The organism is Providencia sp. M-27 (assembly GCF_011077905.1).
Lineage (GTDB): Bacteria > Pseudomonadota > Gammaproteobacteria > Enterobacterales > Enterobacteriaceae > Providencia > Providencia huaxiensis.
Window position 1 is genome coordinate 22,854 of sequence record NZ_JAALBT010000013.1, and the last position, 20,039, is coordinate 42,892.

The 20,039-nt window shown below is 43.7% G+C and carries 16 protein-coding genes; 15 read left to right on the forward strand and 1 reads right to left on the reverse strand.

All coding sequences use genetic code 11. The features are described from left to right. Positions 1 to 5: 5 nt before the first annotated feature. The 13 genes from ftsI (at position 6) to lpxC (ending at position 16,026) form a co-directional block, all read left to right on the forward strand. A complete protein-coding gene (gene ftsI / locus G6Q48_RS16580) occupies positions 6 to 1,772 on the forward strand; it encodes a peptidoglycan glycosyltransferase FtsI (RefSeq protein ID WP_166267636.1) in 1,767 nt (588 codons plus the stop codon). Continuing rightward, positions 1,759 to 3,246: a UDP-N-acetylmuramoyl-L-alanyl-D-glutamate--2,6-diaminopimelate ligase gene (murE, locus tag G6Q48_RS16585; RefSeq protein WP_166267638.1), complete on the forward strand. Its 1,488-nt coding sequence runs from the start codon at positions 1,759 to 1,761 to the stop codon at positions 3,244 to 3,246. Before ftsI ends, murE begins: the two co-directional genes overlap by 14 nt. Next, entirely contained in the window at positions 3,243 to 4,607 is a 1,365-nt protein-coding gene (gene murF, locus G6Q48_RS16590; RefSeq protein ID WP_166267640.1) for a UDP-N-acetylmuramoyl-tripeptide--D-alanyl-D-alanine ligase, read from the forward strand. The genes murE and murF overlap by 4 nt, the downstream gene beginning before the upstream one ends. Further along, entirely contained in the window at positions 4,601 to 5,683 is a 1,083-nt protein-coding gene (gene mraY, locus G6Q48_RS16595) for a phospho-N-acetylmuramoyl-pentapeptide-transferase (RefSeq protein WP_004262035.1), read from the forward strand. Before murF ends, mraY begins: the two co-directional genes overlap by 7 nt. A gap of 1 nt (position 5,684) precedes the next feature. After that, positions 5,685 to 6,995, forward strand: a complete 1,311-nt coding sequence (murD, locus tag G6Q48_RS16600) for a UDP-N-acetylmuramoyl-L-alanine--D-glutamate ligase (protein ID WP_166267642.1) — start codon at positions 5,685 to 5,687, stop codon at positions 6,993 to 6,995. Further along, positions 6,995 to 8,188, forward strand: coding sequence for a cell division protein FtsW (gene ftsW / locus G6Q48_RS16605; protein WP_102137392.1), 1,194 nt, complete (start codon positions 6,995 to 6,997; stop codon positions 8,186 to 8,188). Before murD ends, ftsW begins: the two co-directional genes overlap by 1 nt. Then, positions 8,185 to 9,258, forward strand: coding sequence for an undecaprenyldiphospho-muramoylpentapeptide beta-N-acetylglucosaminyltransferase (gene murG, locus G6Q48_RS16610; RefSeq protein WP_166267644.1), 1,074 nt, complete (start codon positions 8,185 to 8,187; stop codon positions 9,256 to 9,258). The genes ftsW and murG overlap by 4 nt, the downstream gene beginning before the upstream one ends. A 46-nt stretch (positions 9,259 to 9,304) precedes the next feature. After that, a complete protein-coding gene (murC, locus tag G6Q48_RS16615) occupies positions 9,305 to 10,768 on the forward strand; it encodes a UDP-N-acetylmuramate--L-alanine ligase (protein ID WP_102137394.1) in 1,464 nt (487 codons plus the stop codon). A gap of 2 nt (positions 10,769 to 10,770) precedes the next feature. Continuing rightward, the gene (locus G6Q48_RS16620) at positions 10,771 to 11,691 is read left to right on the forward strand and encodes a D-alanine--D-alanine ligase (RefSeq protein ID WP_102137395.1); all 921 of its coding nucleotides are present in this window, start codon (positions 10,771 to 10,773) and stop codon (positions 11,689 to 11,691) included. A 1-nt stretch (position 11,692) separates the two neighbouring features. After that, positions 11,693 to 12,499, forward strand: a complete 807-nt coding sequence (ftsQ, locus tag G6Q48_RS16625; protein ID WP_102137396.1) for a cell division protein FtsQ — start codon at positions 11,693 to 11,695, stop codon at positions 12,497 to 12,499. A 35-nt stretch (positions 12,500 to 12,534) separates the two neighbouring features. Next, positions 12,535 to 13,791 (forward strand): cell division protein FtsA, encoded by a 1,257-nt coding sequence (gene ftsA, locus G6Q48_RS16630; RefSeq protein WP_004262024.1) that lies wholly within the window; start codon positions 12,535 to 12,537, stop codon positions 13,789 to 13,791. Between the two features lie 60 nt (positions 13,792 to 13,851). Further along, the gene (gene ftsZ, locus G6Q48_RS16635) at positions 13,852 to 15,009 is read left to right on the forward strand and encodes a cell division protein FtsZ (protein WP_004262022.1); all 1,158 of its coding nucleotides are present in this window, start codon (positions 13,852 to 13,854) and stop codon (positions 15,007 to 15,009) included. Between the two features lie 99 nt (positions 15,010 to 15,108). Then, entirely contained in the window at positions 15,109 to 16,026 is a 918-nt protein-coding gene (gene lpxC / locus G6Q48_RS16640; RefSeq protein WP_004262020.1) for a UDP-3-O-acyl-N-acetylglucosamine deacetylase, read from the forward strand. A 38-nt stretch (positions 16,027 to 16,064) separates the two neighbouring features. Here lpxC and G6Q48_RS16645 read toward each other — a convergent pair whose 3' ends face one another. Next, positions 16,065 to 16,586, reverse strand: a complete 522-nt coding sequence (locus tag G6Q48_RS16645; protein ID WP_166267646.1) for a DUF721 domain-containing protein — start codon at positions 16,584 to 16,586, stop codon at positions 16,065 to 16,067. A 75-nt stretch (positions 16,587 to 16,661) separates the two neighbouring features. Here G6Q48_RS16645 and secM point away from each other — a divergent pair, with 75 nt between their 5' ends. After that, positions 16,662 to 17,192 carry a secA translation cis-regulator SecM gene (gene secM, locus G6Q48_RS16650; protein WP_102137398.1) on the forward strand — a complete coding sequence of 177 codons (531 nt, stop codon included), beginning with the start codon at positions 16,662 to 16,664 and terminating at the stop codon, positions 17,190 to 17,192. A gap of 96 nt (positions 17,193 to 17,288) precedes the next feature. Then, complete coding sequence (gene secA, locus G6Q48_RS16655; RefSeq protein WP_102137399.1) at positions 17,289 to 20,000, forward strand: preprotein translocase subunit SecA; 2,712 nt, start codon at positions 17,289 to 17,291, stop codon at positions 19,998 to 20,000. Positions 20,001 to 20,039: the final 39 nt, after the last annotated feature.

Below are 20,039 nucleotides of genomic sequence, written 5' to 3' on the forward strand. Positions count from 1 at the left end.
TCCTAATGAAAGCACCAAAAACAGCGAAAAATAAGAAACAAGAAGAAAGCACCAGCTTTGTCCGCTGGCGCTTTATTTTGCTGTGCGGATGCATTGTCTTGGCGTTAGCAGGGTTGCTAACTCGGGTGGCTTATCTGCAAATTATTGCGCCAGAGAAACTGGTGAAAGAAGGCGATATGCGCTCTTTACGAGTGCAAGAAGTTGCAACCTCTCGAGGTATGATCAGCGACCGAGAAGGGCGGCAACTGGCGGTAAGTGTGCCAGTCAATGCGATTTGGGCAGACCCCAAAGAGGTGTTTGAAAAAGGGGGGATTAGCAATGACGAACACTGGAAAGCACTGGCAGACGCACTTGAAATTCCACTAGAACAAATTACGAGCAAAATATCGGCCAATCCAAGAGGCCGTTTTGTGTATTTAGCGCGCCAAGTTAACCCCTCTATTGGTGACTACGTTAAAAAATTAAAAATACCAGGTATTTACTTACGCAAAGAATCTCGTCGTTATTACCCATCAGGCCCAGTTACCGCTCACTTATTGGGGGTAACAAACATTGATGGTGAAGGGATTGAAGGGGTTGAAAAAAGCTTTGACCGTTGGTTAAAAGGTGCTCCGGGCGAACGTACTGTCCGCAAAGACCGTAATGGGCGAGTGATTGAAACGATTTCGTCTATTGACAGCCAAGCTGCGCATAATTTGACATTAAGTATTGATGAACGAATTCAATCGATTGTTTACCGTGAACTAACACGTGGCGTGCAGGAAAACAAAGCTGAATCGGGTGTGGCAATTTTAGTGGATGTTCATACCGGTGAAATTTTAGCTATGGCGAATAGCCCATCCTACAACCCAAATAACTTAACCGGTACATCAATGGATGCAATGCGTAACCGCGCCATTACGGATATTTTCGAACCGGGTTCGACGGTAAAACCGATGGTGGTAATGAGTGCGCTACATAACAGAATTATTAAAGAAAACTCAGTAATTAATACTTATCCATATCGTATTAGCGGCCATGAAATCAAAGACGTAGCACGATATGCAGAGCTAACAATTACTGGGATTTTACAGAAGTCGAGTAACGTAGGTGTTTCAAAACTTGCGTTAGCGATGCCTGCCACTGAGCTGGTGGATGTGTATAGCCGCTTTGGGTTTGGCAAGCCGACTAATCTGGGGTTAGTCGGGGAAAGTAGTGGCATCTTTCCAAGTAAAAAAACACGGTGGTCTGATTTAGATAGGGCCACCTTTTCTTTTGGCTACGGGCAAATGGTAACACCGTTACAGTTAGCGCGAGCCTACGCAACCATTGGTAGTTTTGGTATTTATCGGCCGCTATCCATCACAAAAGTTGATCCTCCTGTGTCAGGAACACGCGTTTTTCCTGAACCAATCATGCGAACAGTGGTTCATATGATGGAAAGCGTGGCTTTACCCGGAGGCGGGGGAGCACGAGCGGCAATTAAAGGCTACCGTATTGCGATTAAAACAGGGACTGCGAAAAAAGTGGGTCCTGAAGGGCGTTATATTAATAAATATTTAGCTTACGCTGCTGGTGTTGCTCCTGCGAGCAATCCACGCTATGCGTTAGTGGTGCTTATTAATGAGCCAAGCGCGGGTAGTTATTATGGTGGTGCAGTATCTGCACCGATATTTGGTTCGATTATGGGAGGCGTTTTACGGTTGATGAACGTTGAACCCGATGCATTGCAACCAAATGAACAAAATGAAATTGTAAATAGTCAAAAAGAGGTTAAAAGTGGCAGATCGTAATCTTTGTGATCTACTCTCACCCTTTGGTGTGAGCACAACTCCAATCTCACTACGTGAGATGACGCTAGACAGCCGAAAGGCTGCCGCGGGCGATCTGTTTATTGCAATAAAAGGCCATCAATCGGATGGGCGACACTATATTCCTCAAGCGATTGCTCAAGGGGTTTCCGCTGTGATAGCGGAAGCAGAAGGTGAAGCCGTTGAAGGCGAAATTCGTTTTGTTCACGGTGTACCTGTTATTTATTTAAATGACCTGAATAACCGTTTATCAGCTCTTGCGGGTGAGTTTTATCAGCAGCCATCAGCAAATATGAAACTTGTTGGCGTGACCGGTACTAATGGCAAAACAACCACGACACAATTAATTGCTCAGTGGGCTCATGGACTAGGGGAAACTAGCGCTGTAATGGGAACTGTGGGTAATGGCTTATTAGGCCATGTATCACCAAGCGAAAACACCACAGGCTCTGCGGTAGATATCCAACTTGAATTGACTCAGTTATTAAACCAAAAAGCGACATTAACCGCGATGGAAGTGTCTTCTCATGGCTTAGTGCAAGGTCGTGTTGCCGCTTTACAGTTCGATGCCGCTGTGTTTACTAATTTAAGCCGTGATCACCTTGACTATCACGGTGACATGGAAAGTTATGAAGCCGCGAAATGGCTATTGTTTTCTACACATAATGCAAAATCGCAAATCATCAATGCAGATGATGTTATTGGCTTGAAATGGCTACAACGTTTACCACAAGCCTGCGCTGTTACGATGGAAAATCGTATCCCAGCAAACTGGCAAGGGCCATGGTTGAAAGCCACTGAAGTGGAATACCACGACAAGGGCGCGACCATTCATTTTGACTCCACTTGGGGCAAAGGCGCATTTGAAAGCCCACTGATGGGGGCATTTAATGTCAGCAACTTATTAGTTGCAATGGCAACCTTGCTAATGATGGAGTATCCATTGGATAAACTGCTTGCGGCGGCCTCTTCATTGTCACCCGTTTGCGGTCGAATGGAAGTGTTCAGTGCACCAAACAAACCGACCGTTGTTGTCGACTATGCACATACACCAGATGCGTTAGAAAAAGCCTTAGCGGCAGCGCGTTTGCATTGTAAAGGGCAACTTTGGTGCGTATTTGGGTGCGGTGGTGACCGTGACAAAGGCAAGCGCCCTCTAATGGGAGCAGCCGCAGAAGAGTATGCAGATAAAATCGTTATCACTGACGATAACCCACGCAGCGAAGACCCAATTGATATTATCAACGACATCATGGCGGGCTTATTAGACTCAAGCCGTGCTTTGGCCATTCCGGGTCGCCCAGAAGCCGTGACAAACACCATTTTACAAGCATCTCCTGATGATGTGATTGTGATCGCTGGTAAAGGTCATGAAGATTATCAAATTATTGGCAATCGTAAATTAGATTACTCAGACCGTTTAACGGTAGCACGTCTGCTGGGGGTAATCGCATGATCTCGCTAACACTCGCTCAATTGGCACAAGTAACTCAAGGGCAGGTTGAATCTGTTGCAGATACAACGCTCTTGATTAGCGCAGTGAGTACGGATAGCCGCAAAATTGCTGAAAATTGTCTCTTTATTGCTTTAAAAGGTGAACGCTTCGACGCCCATGATTTTGTACAGCAAGTGGTGGTTTCGGGAGCGAAAGCATTACTCGTTGAGCGCAAACTGGAAGTGGATTGCCCTCAAGTCATCGTAAAAGACACGCGTATTGCGATGGGCCAATTAGCAGCATGGGTTCGTCAGCAAAGTAGAGCTCGAATTGTTGGTTTGACGGGGTCTTCAGGCAAAACATCGGTCAAAGAAATGACCGCATCCATATTATCTGAGCGCGGTAAAACTTTATATACTGCCGGTAATTTAAACAACGATATTGGTGTGCCTTTGACACTATTTCGTTTAACCCATGATGATGACTTCGCGGTGATAGAAATGGGTGCTAATCACCCAAATGAAATCGCCTACACAACCAATATTGTTAAACCAGAAGCGGCGTTAGTTAACAATTTATTTGCTGCGCACTTAGCGGGCTTTGGTTCACCTGAAGGGGTTGCTAAAGCGAAAGGTGAAATTTATCAAGGCGTTCCTGAAGAAGGAACCGCGATTGTTAACCTTGATAGCTACAGTGAAAAATGGCAGTTTCAGCCACGCCAAACAGTGTGGCATTACTCGCTAACGCCACAAGCAAAAGCGGATTTCTATCCTTCTGATATCCAAGTGAAACAGCTGACTACGGATTTTGTGTTACATACCCCTGTTGGAAGCGTTGATATCACTTTGCCATTACCAGGGCTACATAATATCGCGAATGTATTAGCAGCGAGTGCATTGGCGATTTCAGTTGGCGCTAGCCTAGAAGACATCAAAAACGGCTTAGCAAAAACACAAGCAGTACCAGGGCGTTTATATCCAGTGCGCTTGAGTGAGCACAAAGTGGTATTAGACGACACTTATAACGCGAATGATGGCTCGATGATTGCGGCAATTCATGTCCTTGAAAAAATGCCGGGCTACCGCATCTTGGTGGTTGGGGATATGGGAGAGCTGGGCGATTATGCAGAAGATTGTCATCAGCGTGTTGGTGTTGCCGCTAAGCAGGCTGGTTTAGACAAAGTATTCAGTGTTGGTCAATTAAGTGAGTTGATCAGCCAATTTAGTGAGTGTGGTGAGCACTTCACAGTGAAAGCAGATTTATTAACCCGACTAATTCCGCTAGCACAGCAGAAGGACGTTGTTTCTATTTTAGTTAAAGGTTCACGCAGCTCCGCGATGGAAGATGTGGTGAATGCATTGAAGGAGTGCTTCGAATGTTAGTCTGGCTTGCCGAAATGTTGGTCCACAAGTTTTCTGTTCTGAACGTCTTCTCTTATTTGACGTTCAGGGCCATTGTCGGTTTGCTGACAGCACTCGCTATTGCATTGTGGATGGGACCTCATTTAATTGCTTACCTACAAAAAATGCAAATTGGTCAAGTCGTTCGTAACGAAGGCCCTGAGTCTCACTTTAGTAAGCGTGGAACCCCAACCATGGGCGGGTTATTGATTTTATTTTCAATCACCGTTTCAACGTTGCTATGGGCTCGCTTAGACAACCCTTACGTTTGGTGTGTTCTGCTTGTGCTCGTTGGGTATGGTATTGTCGGTTTTGTTGATGATTACCGTAAAGTGGTACGCAAAGATACTCGTGGTTTAATTGCCCGTTGGAAATATTTTTGGCAATCCGTGATTGCGTTAATTGTTGCCTTTTCCATGTACGCGATTGGTAAAGATACTCCGGCAACTCAGTTAGTTGTGCCATTTTTCAAAGACGTAATGCCACAGCTGGGCATGCTGTATATTTTGCTGACGTATTTTGTGATTGTTGGAACCAGTAACGCCGTAAACCTAACCGATGGTTTGGATGGCTTAGCTATCATGCCAACGGTATTTGTTGCCGCAGGTTTTGCATTAGTGGCATGGGCAACAGGTAACGTCAATTTTGCCAGTTACTTACATATTCCATTCTTACCCCATGCAGGTGAATTAGTGATTGTCTGTACTGCCATTGTTGGAGCAGGGTTAGGCTTCTTATGGTTTAACACTTATCCAGCGCAAGTATTTATGGGGGATGTTGGCTCATTGGCGCTTGGTGGTGCTCTAGGGACTATTGCGGTATTACTGCGCCAAGAATTTTTATTAGTGATTATGGGCGGTGTGTTCGTCGTTGAGACGCTGTCAGTTATTTTACAAGTCGGTTCATTTAAATTGCGCGGACAACGTATTTTCCGTATGGCACCAATTCACCACCATTATGAATTGAAGGGTTGGCCAGAGCCACGTGTTATCGTGCGTTTCTGGATTATCTCGCTAATGTTAGTCCTGATTGGGCTGGCAACCTTGAAGGTGCGTTAATATGGTCGATTATCAGGGTAAGAACGTAGTCATTATTGGGCTGGGTATCACCGGCCTATCTTGCGTTCACTTTTTCTTGGCACGTGGTGTTGTACCCCGTGTTATGGATACCCGTGCAGTGCCGCCAGGTGTAGACAAACTCCCAGCAAGTGTGGAATGCCATAGCGGTAGCTTGAATAATAGCTGGCTACAAGCAGCCGATTTAATTGTTGCTAGTCCAGGAATTGCGTTGGCAACGCCTCAGTTACAGCAAGCGGCAGAAAACGGCATCGAAATTGTGGGTGATATCGAACTGTTTTGCCGTGAAGCGGATGCACCGATTGTCGCCATTACCGGTTCAAATGGTAAAAGTACCGTCACGTCATTGGTGGGTGAAATGGCGAAAGTAGCGGGTATTTCAGTTGGTGTTGGTGGAAATATTGGTACGCCTGCGCTTTCATTACTCAATGCAGGGCATCGTTTATACGTTTTAGAGCTTTCAAGCTTCCAACTAGAAACCACATCAAGCCTAGAAGCGACCGCTGCGACAGTCTTAAATATTAGTGAAGATCATATGGATAGATATCCATTAGGTCTAGACCAGTACCGTGAAGCAAAATTAAAAATTTATCACAATGCTAAAAACTGCATTGTTAACGTACAAGATGCGCTGACCTTACCCGCAAATCATACTTTGGGTGAATGCATAAGCTTTGGCTTAAATAGTGGTGATTATTTCTTTGATACTCAAAAACGGGTGTTAGTGGCGAAAGGAAAAGAGCTGCTCGATGTCAACGAAATGCACCTAACGGGTCAACATAATTATCTCAATGGGTTAGCCGCGTTAGCATTGGCGGATGCCGTAAATATTCCTCGCCCTGCATGCCTTCAAGTCTTGAAAGAATATACGGGGCTAGCACATCGCTTCGAGTTAGTGTTATTCAACAACGGTGTGCGTTGGATTAATGACTCTAAAGCCACAAATGTTGGAAGTACGGAAGCGGCGTTAAATGGGTTACATGTGGATGGCAATATCTATTTATTATTGGGTGGTGATGGTAAGTCAGCTGATTTTTCACCACTAAAACAATATATTGCTGCGGATAACTACCGTCTATACTGTTTTGGTCGTGATGGGAAAGCATTAGCCGATATGGCACCTGAAAAATCCGTATTGACTGAAACTATGGAACAAAGCTTACGCCAAATTGCGCCACAATTAAAAGCGGGGGACATGGTGTTGTTATCCCCTGCATGTGCCAGCTTGGATCAGTTTAAAAGTTTTGAGCAGCGTGGGACCGTCTTTGCTCAATTAGCCCAGGAGCTAGGTTAATGACGATACCGGGTGCGATGCGTTTAAAAAATTGGGTCATTGGTGAAAAAAATGGCGTGATTTCAGGCTCAACGCTTTACGACCGTACATTGGTGTGGTTGGCATTCGGTTTAGCCGCGGTGGGTTTTATTATGGTCACATCCGCCTCCATGCCAGTTGGCCAGCGCTTAACGGAAGATCCTTTTTATTTTGCTAAGCGTGATGTGGTGTATATCGTCATCGCATTTATTTTAGCCCTAGGTGTCATGCGTATTCCGATGGCGGTTTGGGAAAAGTACAACTTCGTATTGTTGATGGTTTCACTTGGCATGCTTGTCGTGGTACTGGTGGCAGGGAGTTCAGTTAACGGGGCATCTCGCTGGATAGATATCGGTTTGGTTAAAATTCAACCGGCAGAAATCTCGAAATTTACGTTATTCTGTTACGTGTCCAGTTATTTAGTGCGTAAGTCTGATGAAGTCAGAACCCGTTTTCTTGGCTTTATCAAACCGATGTGTATTTTGATTGTGATGGCGTCATTGCTTTTATTACAACCTGACTTAGGGACCGTTATCGTATTAGTGGTAACTACTCTTGGTTTGTTGTTTTTAGCGGGAGCAAGGTTAGCCCCCTTTATTATTGGTATTGCCGCTTGTGCGGTGGGGGTATTGGCTTTGATTTGGTTCGAGCCGTACCGCTTACGTCGAGTGACGTCGTTTTTGAACCCGTGGGATGACCCGTTTGGCAGTGGTTATCAGCTAACCCAATCTTTAATGGCCTTTGGTCGTGGTGAAATGTTTGGGCAAGGGTTAGGAAATTCAGTACAAAAATTGGAATACTTGCCAGAAGCACATACTGACTTTATTTTCTCAGTTTTAGCCGAAGAGCTCGGGTACTTTGGCGTTGTATTGGTTCTGCTGATGGTCTTTATGCTGGCATTTAGGGCAATGATGATTGGCCGTCGCGCATTGATGTCGAACCAATTATTCGGTGGTTATTTGGCTTGTTCAATTGGTATTTGGTTTACCTTCCAAGCTTTGGTTAACGTCGGTGCTGCATCAGGCATGTTACCAACAAAAGGTTTAACACTGCCGTTAATTAGTTATGGTGGTTCGAGTTTACTGGTGATGGCTGCCGCCATTGCGATATTACTGAGAATTGATTTTGAAACACGCCTTGAAAAAGCGCAGGCGTTTGTAAGGAGCACTAAATGAGTCAGGCAAAGAAATTACTCGTCATGGCAGGTGGAACCGGAGGGCATGTTTTTCCGGGGTTAGCTGTGGCTCATTATTTGCAGGCTCAAGGCTGGGAGATCCGTTGGTTAGGTACGGCTGACCGAATGGAAGCCACATTAGTCCCTAAGCATGGTATCGATATTGAATTCATTCAAATTTCGGGACTCAGGGGTAAAGGTATTGCCGCACAACTGGGGGCACCATGGCGTATTTATAAAGCTATCCGCCAAGCAAAAACGATTATCAAACGTTATCAGCCAGATGCAGTATTAGGCATGGGGGGCTATGTTTCAGGTCCTGGTGGTATTGCGGCATGGCAATGCGGTGTACCCGTTGTGCTTCATGAACAAAATGGAATCGCGGGTTTAACGAATAAATGGTTATCGCGGATCGCAAAAAGAGTGTTACAAGCCTTTCCGGGCGCATTTCCTGACGCACCAGTTGTCGGGAACCCGGTACGTGAAGATGTTTTAGCACTACCGGCACCCCAGGTACGTTTAGCAGGCCGAGAAGGCGCTGTACGCGTATTAGTCGTTGGTGGTAGCCAAGGGGCACGGGTTTTGAATCAAGTGATGCCTCTTGTTGCTGAAAAAGTAGGCAAACAGTTAAATATCTGGCATCAAGCGGGAAAAGGCAGTAAGGAATCAACAGAAGCATTGTATAATGAGCATATGCAAGTTTCAGGCAATTCCGAGTATAAAGTTACTGAATTTATTGATGATATGGCGCAAGCTTACGCATGGGCAGATATTGTCGTCTGTCGGTCTGGTGCACTAACAGTAAGTGAAATTGCAGCCGCAGGTTTACCGGCTATTTTTGTTCCTTTTCAACATAAAGACCGTCAGCAGTATTGGAATGCATTACCGCTAGAAAAAGCAGGGGCGGCTAAAATTTTAGAACAGTCACAATTTACCGCAGATGCTGTGGCGAGCTTATTAGAGCAATGGGATAGAAACGAATTACTCTCAATGGCTGAAAAAGCGCATAGCTGTGCAATTACTGATGCAACAGAACGAGTTGCTGCCGTGATTTGTAAAGTGGCTAAATAATATTAGCCATAATTGATACCGAATTAATTAGAAGCGAAGAAATATAGTGAATACACAACAATTAGCGAAATTAAGAACATCAGTGCCAGAAATGAGAAGAGTCAGGCACATCCATTTTGTCGGCATCGGCGGTGCTGGCATGGGTGGTATCGCTGAAGTGTTGGCAAATGAAGGCTATGAAATTAGCGGTTCAGATTTAGCACCCAATGCAGTGACACAACAATTAACCGCATTAGGCGCAACGATTTATTTTAATCACCGCCCAGAGAACGTTGAAAATGCGAGCGTTGTCGTCGTATCAACAGCGATTTCAAGCGAGAACCCTGAAATTCAAGCCGCCAAAGAATTGCGTATTCCAGTTATTCGCCGTGCAGAAATGTTAGCTGAATTAATGCGTTACCGTCATGGTATTGCCGTTGCAGGTACCCACGGGAAAACCACCACCACAGCAATGATTTCTGGGATTTATGCACAAGCAGGCCTTGACCCTACATTTGTGAATGGGGGCTTAGTTAAATCAGCAGGAACACACGCGCGTTTAGGTAGTAGCCGCTACTTGATAGCAGAAGCTGATGAAAGCGATGCTTCGTTCTTACATTTGCAACCGTTAGTTGCCGTTGTGACAAATATCGAAGCAGACCATATGGATACTTACCAAGGCGACTTCGATAATTTAACGAATACGTTCATTAATTTCTTGCACAATCTGCCATTTTACGGGCGTGCAGTGATGTGTATTGATGACCCTGTGATCCGCTCGTTACTACCAAAAATTGGTCGTTACATTACCACTTATGGTTTTAGTGAAGACGCTGATGTGCGTATCACCCAATATGAGCAAAAAGGAAATCAAGGCTTTTTCACCATTGCCCGTGAAAATATGCCAGAGCTGACGGTGGTTCTAAATGCACCGGGACGTCACAATGCCCTTAATGCGACAGCTGCCGTTGCTGTTGCAACTGAAGAAGGTATTGATGACCTTCATATTTTATCTGCACTAGTTGAATTTCAAGGTACGGGTCGTCGCTTTGATTTCCTAGGGAATTTCCCTCTGCGTAATGTGAATGGTAAAGAGGGGGAAGTGATGCTAGTCGATGACTATGGTCACCACCCAACGGAAGTTGACGCAACGATTAAAGCAGCGAGAGCAGGTTGGCCAGATAAACGCATTGTTATGGTATTCCAACCGCACCGTTATACTCGTACTCGTGACTTATACGATGATTTTGTTAATGTTTTAGGGCAGGTAGATGTGCTGCTAATGCTAGATGTATATTCAGCGGGTGAAAAGCATGTACCGGGTGCAGATAGCCGCTCATTATGTAGAACAATTCGTGGCCGCGGTCAGATTGATCCTATTTATGTAGCAGATACTGAACAAATTCCACATATTTTAGCTCAAACTCTTGATGAAAATGATTTAATTTTAGTTCAAGGCGCAGGAAATATTGGTAAAATAGCCAAAAACTTGGCAGAAGCAAAATTACAGCCACCGATGGTTGAGGAATAAAAATGACAGAGAAAGTTGCGGTTCTATTAGGGGGCTCATCCGCTGAACGTGAGGTTTCACTTCAGTCAGGAAATGCTGTGCTGGCGGGGTTACGCCAAGCAGGCATTGATGCTCATCCTATTGACCCCCAAGATTTCCCTGTAGAAACACTGAAAGATGCAGGTTTCAATAAAGTTTTTATTGCATTACATGGCCGTGGTGGTGAAGACGGGACATTGCAAGGGCTGCTAGAAACATTAAATCTGCCTTATACCGGCAGTGGTGTTATGGCTTGTGCACTTAGCATGGATAAGCTGAGAACAAAACAATTATGGCAAGGTGCAGGGCTAAGTGTGTCGCCATATGTTTACTTAACAAAGCAGCAGTATAAGCAGGCTTCTCGTGAACAAATTGTTGCTAAAGTACAATTGCTAGGGTTACCGCTCATTGTGAAGCCGAGCCTAGAAGGCTCAAGTGTTGGCATGAGTAAAGTTGATAGCTTAGAGGCATTGCCCGCTGCATTGGATCTCGCGTTTCAATTTGATGAAACATTGTTAATTGAAAAATGGTTGAGTGGCCCTGAGTTCACGGTTGCAGTGTTGGGAGATAACGCTCTGCCGTCAATTCGTATTCAACCACCGGGTATTTTTTATGATTACGAAGCGAAATATTTATCTGATGAAACCCAATACTTTTGCCCAAGTGGCCTAGGTGAACAGCTCGAGTCTGAACTCACAGACTTAGCGCTGAAAGCATACCAAGTTGTTGGCTGCGAAGGTTGGGGACGAGTTGATGTAATGCAAGATAACGATGGTCAATTTTATCTGCTGGAAGTTAATACATCGCCAGGTATGACAAGCCATAGCTTAGTACCGATGGCAGCTCGTCAAGCAGGGATGAGTTTTTCACAGTTAGTTGTACAAATTTTGAAATTGGCTCGTTGATATGTCACAAGCAGCACTAAATGTTAGGCATCATAATCAGAAGAACGACGAGGACCCGCGTTCAGGGCCAAGTAATGGTGCGTTTTTAGGTGGGTTATTTTTCTTTCTATTTGTGGTTGGCACTATCATCTGGAGTGGTTGGATGGTGATGACTTGGATGAAAGATGCTGACAGGCTGCCGATGTCTAAATTGGTGCTAACGGGTGAACGCCATTACACCAAAAATGATGATGTCAGAAAGGCCATTTTAGCGTTAGGGCAGCCGGGAACGTTTATGACCGTCGATGTCAACGCTATCCAAAACCAAATAAGTATGATGCCATGGGTACGCCAAGTGACAGTGCGTAAACAATGGCCAGATGAATTGAAAATTCATATTGTTGAATACCGCCCATTCGCTAGGTGGAATGATCAAAACATGGTGGATGAACAAGGCCGAGTATTTAATTTGCCGGTTAGCGAAAATGGTAAAGGGGATTATGTGTTGCTTTATGGGCCACAAGGTAGCCAGAAAGAGGTTCTCAAAGAATATTCTATCTTTAAGAACACATTAGCGGCACATAACCTAAAGCTAAAATCACTATCGATGACAGCCAGACACGCATGGCAAATTATTTTAGACAACGATGTTAGAATTGAATTAGGTAAGAAAGAAGTGTCAGAGCGGTTAAATAGGTTCCTTGAACTGTATCCGCTTTTGCAGCAAACAACGGATAAACGTGTTGACTATGTTGACTTACGTTATTCCAGTGGTGCTGCGGTGGGCTGGGCGCCACTCTTGGTCGATGCTCCACCGGAGTTACAATAAAGACGATGACTAATAACAAAAATTAGGCAGAAAAAATGATTAAAGCAACGGACAGAAAATTAGTGGTAGGCCTTGAAATTGGAACTTCCAAGGTATCAGCCCTTGTTGGCGAAATTCTGCCCGATGGTATGGTTAATATTATTGGGGTGGGAAGTTGTCCATCTCGTGGAATGGACAAAGGTGGCGTAAACGACCTTGAATCAGTGGTAAAATGTGTACAAAGAGCCATTGATCAGGCGGAACTTATGGCCGACTGCCAAATTTCATCGGTTTACCTTGCACTATCGGGTAAGCACGTCAGTTGCCAAAATGAAATTGGTATGGTGCCAGTTTCAGAAGAAGAAGTGACGCAAGAAGATGTTGACAGTGTTGTGCATACAGCAAAATCAGTGCGTGTTCGTGATGAACACAGAATTTTGCACGTGATACCGCAAGAATTTGCAATAGATTACCAAGAAGGGATTAAAAACCCAGTTGGTTTATCGGGTGTACGTATGCAAGCTAAAGTTCATTTGATTACCTGCCATAACGATATGGCGAAAAATATTGTTAAAGCCGTTGAACGTTGTGGGTTAAAAGTTGATCAGCTTATTTTTGCTGGTCTCGCTGCAAGTTATAGCGTTTTAACGGAAGATGAGCGTGAATTAGGTGTATGTGTCGTCGATATCGGCGGCGGTACTATGGATATGGCGGTTTATACTGGTGGGGCTTTGCGTCATACGAAAGTGATCCCCTATGCAGGTAACGTGGTGACAAGTGACATCGCGTATGCGTTTGGAACACCTCCAAGTGATGCCGAAGCCATTAAAGTGCGTCATGGTTGTGCAGTCGGTTCTATCGTTAGTAAAGATGAAACTGTCGAAGTGCCAAGTGTTGGTGGGCGACCACCACGAAGTTTACAGCGCCAAACCTTAGCAGAAGTTATCGAGCCACGGTATACTGAGCTGTTAAACTTAGTAAATGAAGAAATTTTAAATTTACAGGAACAGTTGCGTCAACAAGGTGTCAAACACCATTTGGCAGCTGGTATCGTGTTGACGGGTGGAGCCGCACAGATTGATGGTCTAGTCGAATGTGCGCAAAAAGTGTTTCATACGCAAGTGCGAATTGGTACACCGCTCAACATCACAGGGTTAACGGATTATGCGCAGGAGCCATATTACTCAACAGCAGTAGGGCTTCTGCATTACGGTAAAGAAAGTCACTTAGGCGATGATACCGAAGTAGAAAAACGTGCATCAGTTAGCGGATGGTTTAGTAAAATAACCAGTTGGCTGAGAAAAGAATTTTAATTTTGATAAAGAAGCATATTATTAGCTTCGAAAGTAGTAAGCACAAAACGGAGAGACATTATGTTTGAACCAATGGAGCTAACCAACGATGCGGTGATTAAAGTCATCGGCGTTGGCGGCGGCGGCGGAAATGCCGTTGAACACATGGTGCGTGAACGTATTGAAGGCGTCGAATTCTTCGCTGTCAATACAGATGCACAAGCGCTGCGTAAAACCGCAGTTGGACAAACTATCCAGATCGGTACAGGTATTACCAAAGGTCTGGGTGCAGGTGCAAACCCTGAAGTTGGCCGTAATGCCGCTGAAGAGGACCGTGAAGCGCTGCGTAATGCTTTAGATGGCGCAGATATGGTCTTTATCGCAGCCGGTATGGGCGGTGGCACAGGGACTGGCGCAGCTCCGGTTGTTGCCGAAGTTGCCAAAGAATTGGGTATTCTGACAGTTGCTGTTGTGACTAAACCTTTCAATTTCGAAGGGAAAAAACGCATGGCATTTGCAGAAGCGGGTATCACTGAGTTGTCAAAACATGTTGACTCACTGATCACTATCCCAAATGATAAATTATTAAAAGTACTTGGTCGTGGTATCTCATTACTGGATGCTTTCGGTGCGGCAAATGACGTACTAAAAGGTGCAGTACAAGGTATCGCTGAACTGATTACTCGCCCAGGTTTAATGAACGTAGACTTTGCTGACGTACGTACTGTGATGTCAGAAATGGGCTACGCGATGATGGGGTCAGGTGTTGCTCGTGGTGAAGATAGAGCAGAAGAAGCGGCAGAAATGGCTATTTCTAGTCCACTTCTTGAAGATATCGACCTGTCTGGTGCACGTGGTGTATTAGTTAACATCACGGCTGGCTTCGACCTGCGTTTAGATGAGTTTGAAACGGTAGGTAACACTATTCGTGCCTTCGCATCTGATAATGCAACAGTGGTAATCGGTACATCTCTTGACCCAGAAATGCACGAAGAACTGCGTGTCACTGTTGTTGCTACAGGTATTGGTATGGACAAACGTCCAGAAATTACTTTAGTTAGCAACAAAATGTCTCAGCAGGCGTCAATGGAGCAACGCTATCAGCAAATGCAAAATAGCATGTCTTCATTAACAGAAGAGAAACCAGCTGCTAAAGCAGTTAACGACCAAAATACGCAAACAAACAAAGAACCAGATTATCTTGATATTCCTGCGTTCTTGCGTAAGCAGGCCGATTAATTTTATTTATATTGGTTTCTCCGCTTTTTGTGCTAAAATTTCCTACTGATTATCTTGTATGATGATCAGTAGGACTTATAACATTGCGAGAAAAATACGATGATCAAACAACGGACACTAAAACGTATTATTACAGCGACTGGTGTTGGTTTACATACCGGCAAGAAAGTTACGCTTACATTACGTCCAGCGCCGGCCAATACCGGGGTCATCTACCGTCGTACTGACCTTAATCCACCGGTTGATTTTCCGGCAGATGCGAAATCAGTTCGTGACACCATGTTATGTACATGCTTAGTTAATGAAGATAACGTGCGTATTTCGACTGTTGAGCATTTGAATGCTGCCTTAGCAGGGTTAGGTATCGATAACATTGTTATTGAAGTCAATGCGCCTGAAATCCCTATTATGGATGGCAGTGCAGCACCATTTGTATTCTTACTGCTTGATGGCGGTATTGAAGAGTTAAATTGTGCGAAGAAATTTTTACGTATAAAAGAAACTGTACGCGTTGAAGATGGTGATAAATGGGCTGAAATGCGACCTTATAATGGGTTTAGCCTTGATTTCACAATTGATTTTCAACACCCAGCAATTGATAGTAGCACACAACGCTACTCACTTGATTTCTCAGCGGAATCATTTGTAAATCAAATTAGCCGTGCGCGTACTTTTGGCTTTATGCGTGATATTGAATATCTGCAATCAAAAGGCTTATGCTTAGGCGGTAGTTTCGACTGCGCCATCGTTGTTGATGACTATAAAGTTCTTAACGAAGATGGTTTACGTTTTGAAGATGAATTCGTTCGTCACAAAATGTTAGATGCAATTGGTGATTTATTCATGTGTGGGCACAACATTATTGGCGCATTCACTGCGTTTAAGTCAGGTCATGCATTGAATAACAAGCTGTTACAAGCAGTTTTAGCGAAAGAATCTGCTTGGGACCTCGTCACATTTGAAGACGAAGCTCAATTGCCTGTCGCATTCAAAGCACCTTCAACGGTGTTTGCATAATACTTGATTATGCAGCTACCTTCGAAAGCTAATCGAAGCTAGCCTTTTCTGTTGGTTGCACTAGTACTCTCTCCGGCTAGTGCAGCCAGCCGCTCAAACCTTTCTTTTAATCCTTTCGGGCTATTTTCCGCTAATTTCAAAAGTGTTTGCGCTGTTTGTGTGCTTATCTGACGTTCGTTCATTTTTTGACTTGTTGAAGCTGTTTGCTTAGTTACTGAGCTATTTTGCTTCGATTTTCGCACAAGATCGGGATTGATTCTGATGTCGATAGAAGATAAAGATGGTAGAATAGATGTTCTTAATGCAGAAAGAAGATTGATTTTTTCGTAATTAAGTCGGGTCATCCAACTGGCATTTGCCACTTCAATGACCATAATATTATTACGGTAGTTTGCAACACGGCACATGGGTTTAATTTCAGCCGGTAGTAACCCTTTTACAGCCCGATTCAGTTTGATAATTGCTTTTGCATTACGCTGAATAGTTTGTAAAGTGTTCGATGATGTTGCCAATGATCCTTCAAGAACATCAAAAAGTGCTTGTGGATGACTATCTCTCATTTTTAGCTCCAGCTGAGAATGAAACAACGAATTACAAATAATAATTTTGTCACTTATTTATTATATAAGAGTTTGATGGGCATTTTAAATTTTTGGCGACAACTTGGTAGAAAATACTTTTGGTCCCACCTGTTATTAGGTGTGGTTGCCACGGGTGTCGGCTTGCCTACAATTTTAAATGCGTTATCAGAGTCTCAACATACACAGGTTAACTCTTCACCAGTTAATCGCCAAAACCAAGCTGTTAATGCTTTTGACAATTTATTTGCTCAACAAAATTCCCAACGCTCTTCGTCATCATCGTCATCTTATTCAGTAAATTACTGGCAGCAACATGCGGTAAGGAATGTCATTCGGCAGCTAACTTTTGCTTTTTCGGCAACGGAAGACGATGATGTAAACGCTGCAACAAAAGAGACTGAACAGCTTATTGTTCCACAATTGATGTTAGATACGCTGTATGCCATGTTAGCACAGCGCTCACTTCAGTGGGATGAAAGTGTTATCCAATTTAGTCATTATAACTATCCTCATATTATTGCCTACCAACCTGCAATTTGGATTGCCCAAGTTCACGGTATTCGTGCCGGTCCGTTAACAGCCTAATCTTCATTCATGACAAGCCAGCTTATTGCTGCGCTGTTTTATGTCATAAAATTTATTAAAATTTAAAACAATTAATTGATTATTAGAGATTAGAACATGTTAACAAAGATTTTAACCAAAGTTTTTGGTAGTCGTAATGACCGCACGTTACGCCGCTTACGTAAAGAAGTTGAAAAAATTAACCGCCTTGAGCCAGACTTCGAAAAATTATCTGATGATGAGCTAAAAGCAAAAACGGTGGAGTTTCGTGAACGTTTAACGAAAGGTGAAAGCTTAGAAAGCATCATTCCTGAAGCATTTGCAACTGTTCGTGAAGCCAGTAAACGTGTATTTGGTATGCGCCACTTTGATGTACAGCTTATCGGTGGGATGGTACTGAATGAACGCTGTATTGCTGAAATGCGTACAGGGGAAGGTAAAACATTAACGGCAACATTGCCCGCTTATATCAACGCGTTAAGTGGCAAAGGGGTTCACGTAGTTACGGTGAATGACTACTTAGCCAAACGTGATGCTGAAAATAACCGTCCATTATTTGAATTTTTAGGCCTAACGGTAGGTATCAACCTGCCAGGTATGGCTCCTCCTGCAAAACGTGAAGCGTACGCGGCAGATATCACTTACGGTACGAATAATGAATTTGGTTTCGACTACTTACGCGACAACATGGCATTTAGCCCTGAAGAGCGTGTTCAACGCAAATTGCATTATGCATTGGTGGATGAGGTCGACTCCATTCTTATCGATGAAGCACGTACACCGCTGATTATTTCAGGCCCTGCAGAAGACAGCTCTGAATTGTACCAAAAAGTAGATAAACTTATTCCACATCTACAACGTCAAGAGAAAGAAGATTCAGACACTTTCCAAGGGGAAGGCCACTTCTCTGTTGATGAAAAAGCACGTCAAGTGACCATAACTGAACGTGGGCTGGTATTAATCGAAGAGCTTCTGGTAAAAGAAGGTTTAATGGATGAAGGTGAGTCCCTATATTCGCCTTCTAACATCATGTTAATGCACCATGTAATGGCAGGTTTGCGTGCACATGCGTTGTTTACCTTAGACGTTGATTATATTGTAAAAGATGGTCAAATCGTCATTGTTGATGAACACACCGGCCGTACAATGGAAGGGCGTCGTTGGTCTGACGGTTTACACCAAGCAGTTGAAGCGAAAGAAGGGGTTGAAATTCAAAATGAAAATCAAACCTTAGCTTCTATTACTTTCCAGAATTATTTCCGTTTATATGAAAAACTTGCAGGTATGACGGGGACTGCAGATACCGAAGCATTTGAATTTAGTTCAATTTATAAACTCGATACAATTGTTATCCCAACTAACCGCCCAATGGTTCGTAAAGACTTACCTGATCTCGTTTATATGAACGAAACTGATAAGTTTGCAGCAATTATTGAAGATATTCGCGAAAGAACCGCCAATGGACAACCAGTTCTTGTTGGTACGATTTCTATTGAGAAATCTGAATTGATTTCTAATGCATTGAAAAAAGCCAAAATTGCTCATAATGTTTTGAATGCTAAATTCCACGCAATGGAAGCGGATATCATCGCGAATGCAGGTCAAGCTGCTGCCGTGACGATCGCAACTAACATGGCAGGTCGTGGTACTGACATTATGTTAGGTGGTAGCTGGCAAACTGAGGTTGCAGCATTAGAAGAGCCAACTCAAGAGCAAATCGATGAGATCAAAGCAAACTGGAAAGTACGCCATGATGCAGTATTAGCGGCGGGTGGTTTGCATATTATCGGTACAGAGCGTCATGAGTCACGTCGTATCGATAACCAGTTACGTGGTCGTGCGGGTCGTCAAGGGGATGCGGGTTCATCTCGTTTTTACCTATCTATGGAAGATGCGCTGATGCGTATTTTTGCCTCAGACCGCGTTACTGGAATGATGAAAAAGTTAGGTATGAAACCGGGTGAAGCTATCGAGCACCCATGGGTGACTAAGGCTATCGCTAATGCACAGCGTAAAGTTGAAAGCCGCAACTTTGATATTCGTAAACAGTTACTTGAATATGATGATGTTGCAAGTGACCAGCGTCGTGCTATTTATACTCAACGTAATGAATTACTTGATGGCGGTGATATTAAAGAAACGGTTGATAGCATTCGTGAGGATGTGTTAACCACAACTATGGATGCCTATATTCCACCTCAATCACTTGAAGAAATGTGGGATATTGAAGGTTTACATCAGCGTTTAGTCAATGATTTTGACCTCGATTTACCAATCAAAGAGTGGTTAGACAAAGAGCCTGAGTTACACGAAGAAACATTGCGTGAACGCATTATGGCAAAAGCGATTGAAGTTTATGGTCGTAAAGAAGAAATTGTTGGCGCAGAAGCGATGCGTAATTTCGAAAAAGGTGTCATGTTGCAAACATTAGACACGTTATGGAAAGAGCACTTAGCGTCAATGGATTACTTACGCCAAGGCATTCATTTGCGTGGTTATGCGCAAAAAGATCCTAAGCAAGAATACAAACGTGAATCTTTCAGCATGTTTGCTAACATGCTTGAAGCCTTGAAATATGAAGTGATTAGCACTTTATCTAAGGTACAAGTTCGTTTACCTGAAGAGGTTGAAGCATTAGAGCAACAGCGTCGTGAAGAAGCTGAGCGTTTAGCGAAAAGGCAACAATTAAGCCATGAAGCAGGTGCTGAATCTTTAATGACTGAAAATGAAGCTAAAATTGCAACTCAAGGTCATAAAATTGGTCGTAATGATCCTTGTCCTTGTGGTTCAGGTAAAAAATATAAGCAATGTCACGGTCGCTTAAACTAGTTCATCATTAACTCTAATATAAAGAAAAGGCGGGGTAAC

Excerpts from the sequence above, each read along its gene's own strand:
- G6Q48_RS16645 (WP_166267646.1), bottom strand. The coding sequence starts at position 16,586 with ATGAGAGATAGTCATCCACAAGCACTTTTTGATGTTCTTGAAGGATCA.
- ftsA (WP_004262024.1), top strand. The coding sequence starts at position 12,535 with ATGATTAAAGCAACGGACAGAAAATTAGTGGTAGGCCTTGAAATTGGA.
- murF (WP_166267640.1), top strand. The coding sequence starts at position 3,243 with ATGATCTCGCTAACACTCGCTCAATTGGCACAAGTAACTCAAGGGCAG.
- G6Q48_RS16620 (WP_102137395.1), top strand. The coding sequence starts at position 10,771 with ATGACAGAGAAAGTTGCGGTTCTATTAGGGGGCTCATCCGCTGAACGT.
- mraY (WP_004262035.1), top strand. The coding sequence starts at position 4,601 with ATGTTAGTCTGGCTTGCCGAAATGTTGGTCCACAAGTTTTCTGTTCTG.
- ftsZ (WP_004262022.1), top strand. The coding sequence starts at position 13,852 with ATGTTTGAACCAATGGAGCTAACCAACGATGCGGTGATTAAAGTCATC.
- ftsW (WP_102137392.1), top strand. The coding sequence starts at position 6,995 with ATGACGATACCGGGTGCGATGCGTTTAAAAAATTGGGTCATTGGTGAA.
- murD (WP_166267642.1), top strand. The coding sequence starts at position 5,685 with ATGGTCGATTATCAGGGTAAGAACGTAGTCATTATTGGGCTGGGTATC.
- ftsI (WP_166267636.1), top strand. The coding sequence starts at position 6 with ATGAAAGCACCAAAAACAGCGAAAAATAAGAAACAAGAAGAAAGCACC.
- murG (WP_166267644.1), top strand. The coding sequence starts at position 8,185 with ATGAGTCAGGCAAAGAAATTACTCGTCATGGCAGGTGGAACCGGAGGG.
- lpxC (WP_004262020.1), top strand. The coding sequence starts at position 15,109 with ATGATCAAACAACGGACACTAAAACGTATTATTACAGCGACTGGTGTT.
- secA (WP_102137399.1), top strand. The coding sequence starts at position 17,289 with ATGTTAACAAAGATTTTAACCAAAGTTTTTGGTAGTCGTAATGACCGC.
- ftsQ (WP_102137396.1), top strand. The coding sequence starts at position 11,693 with ATGTCACAAGCAGCACTAAATGTTAGGCATCATAATCAGAAGAACGAC.
- secM (WP_102137398.1), top strand. The coding sequence starts at position 16,662 with ATGGGCATTTTAAATTTTTGGCGACAACTTGGTAGAAAATACTTTTGG.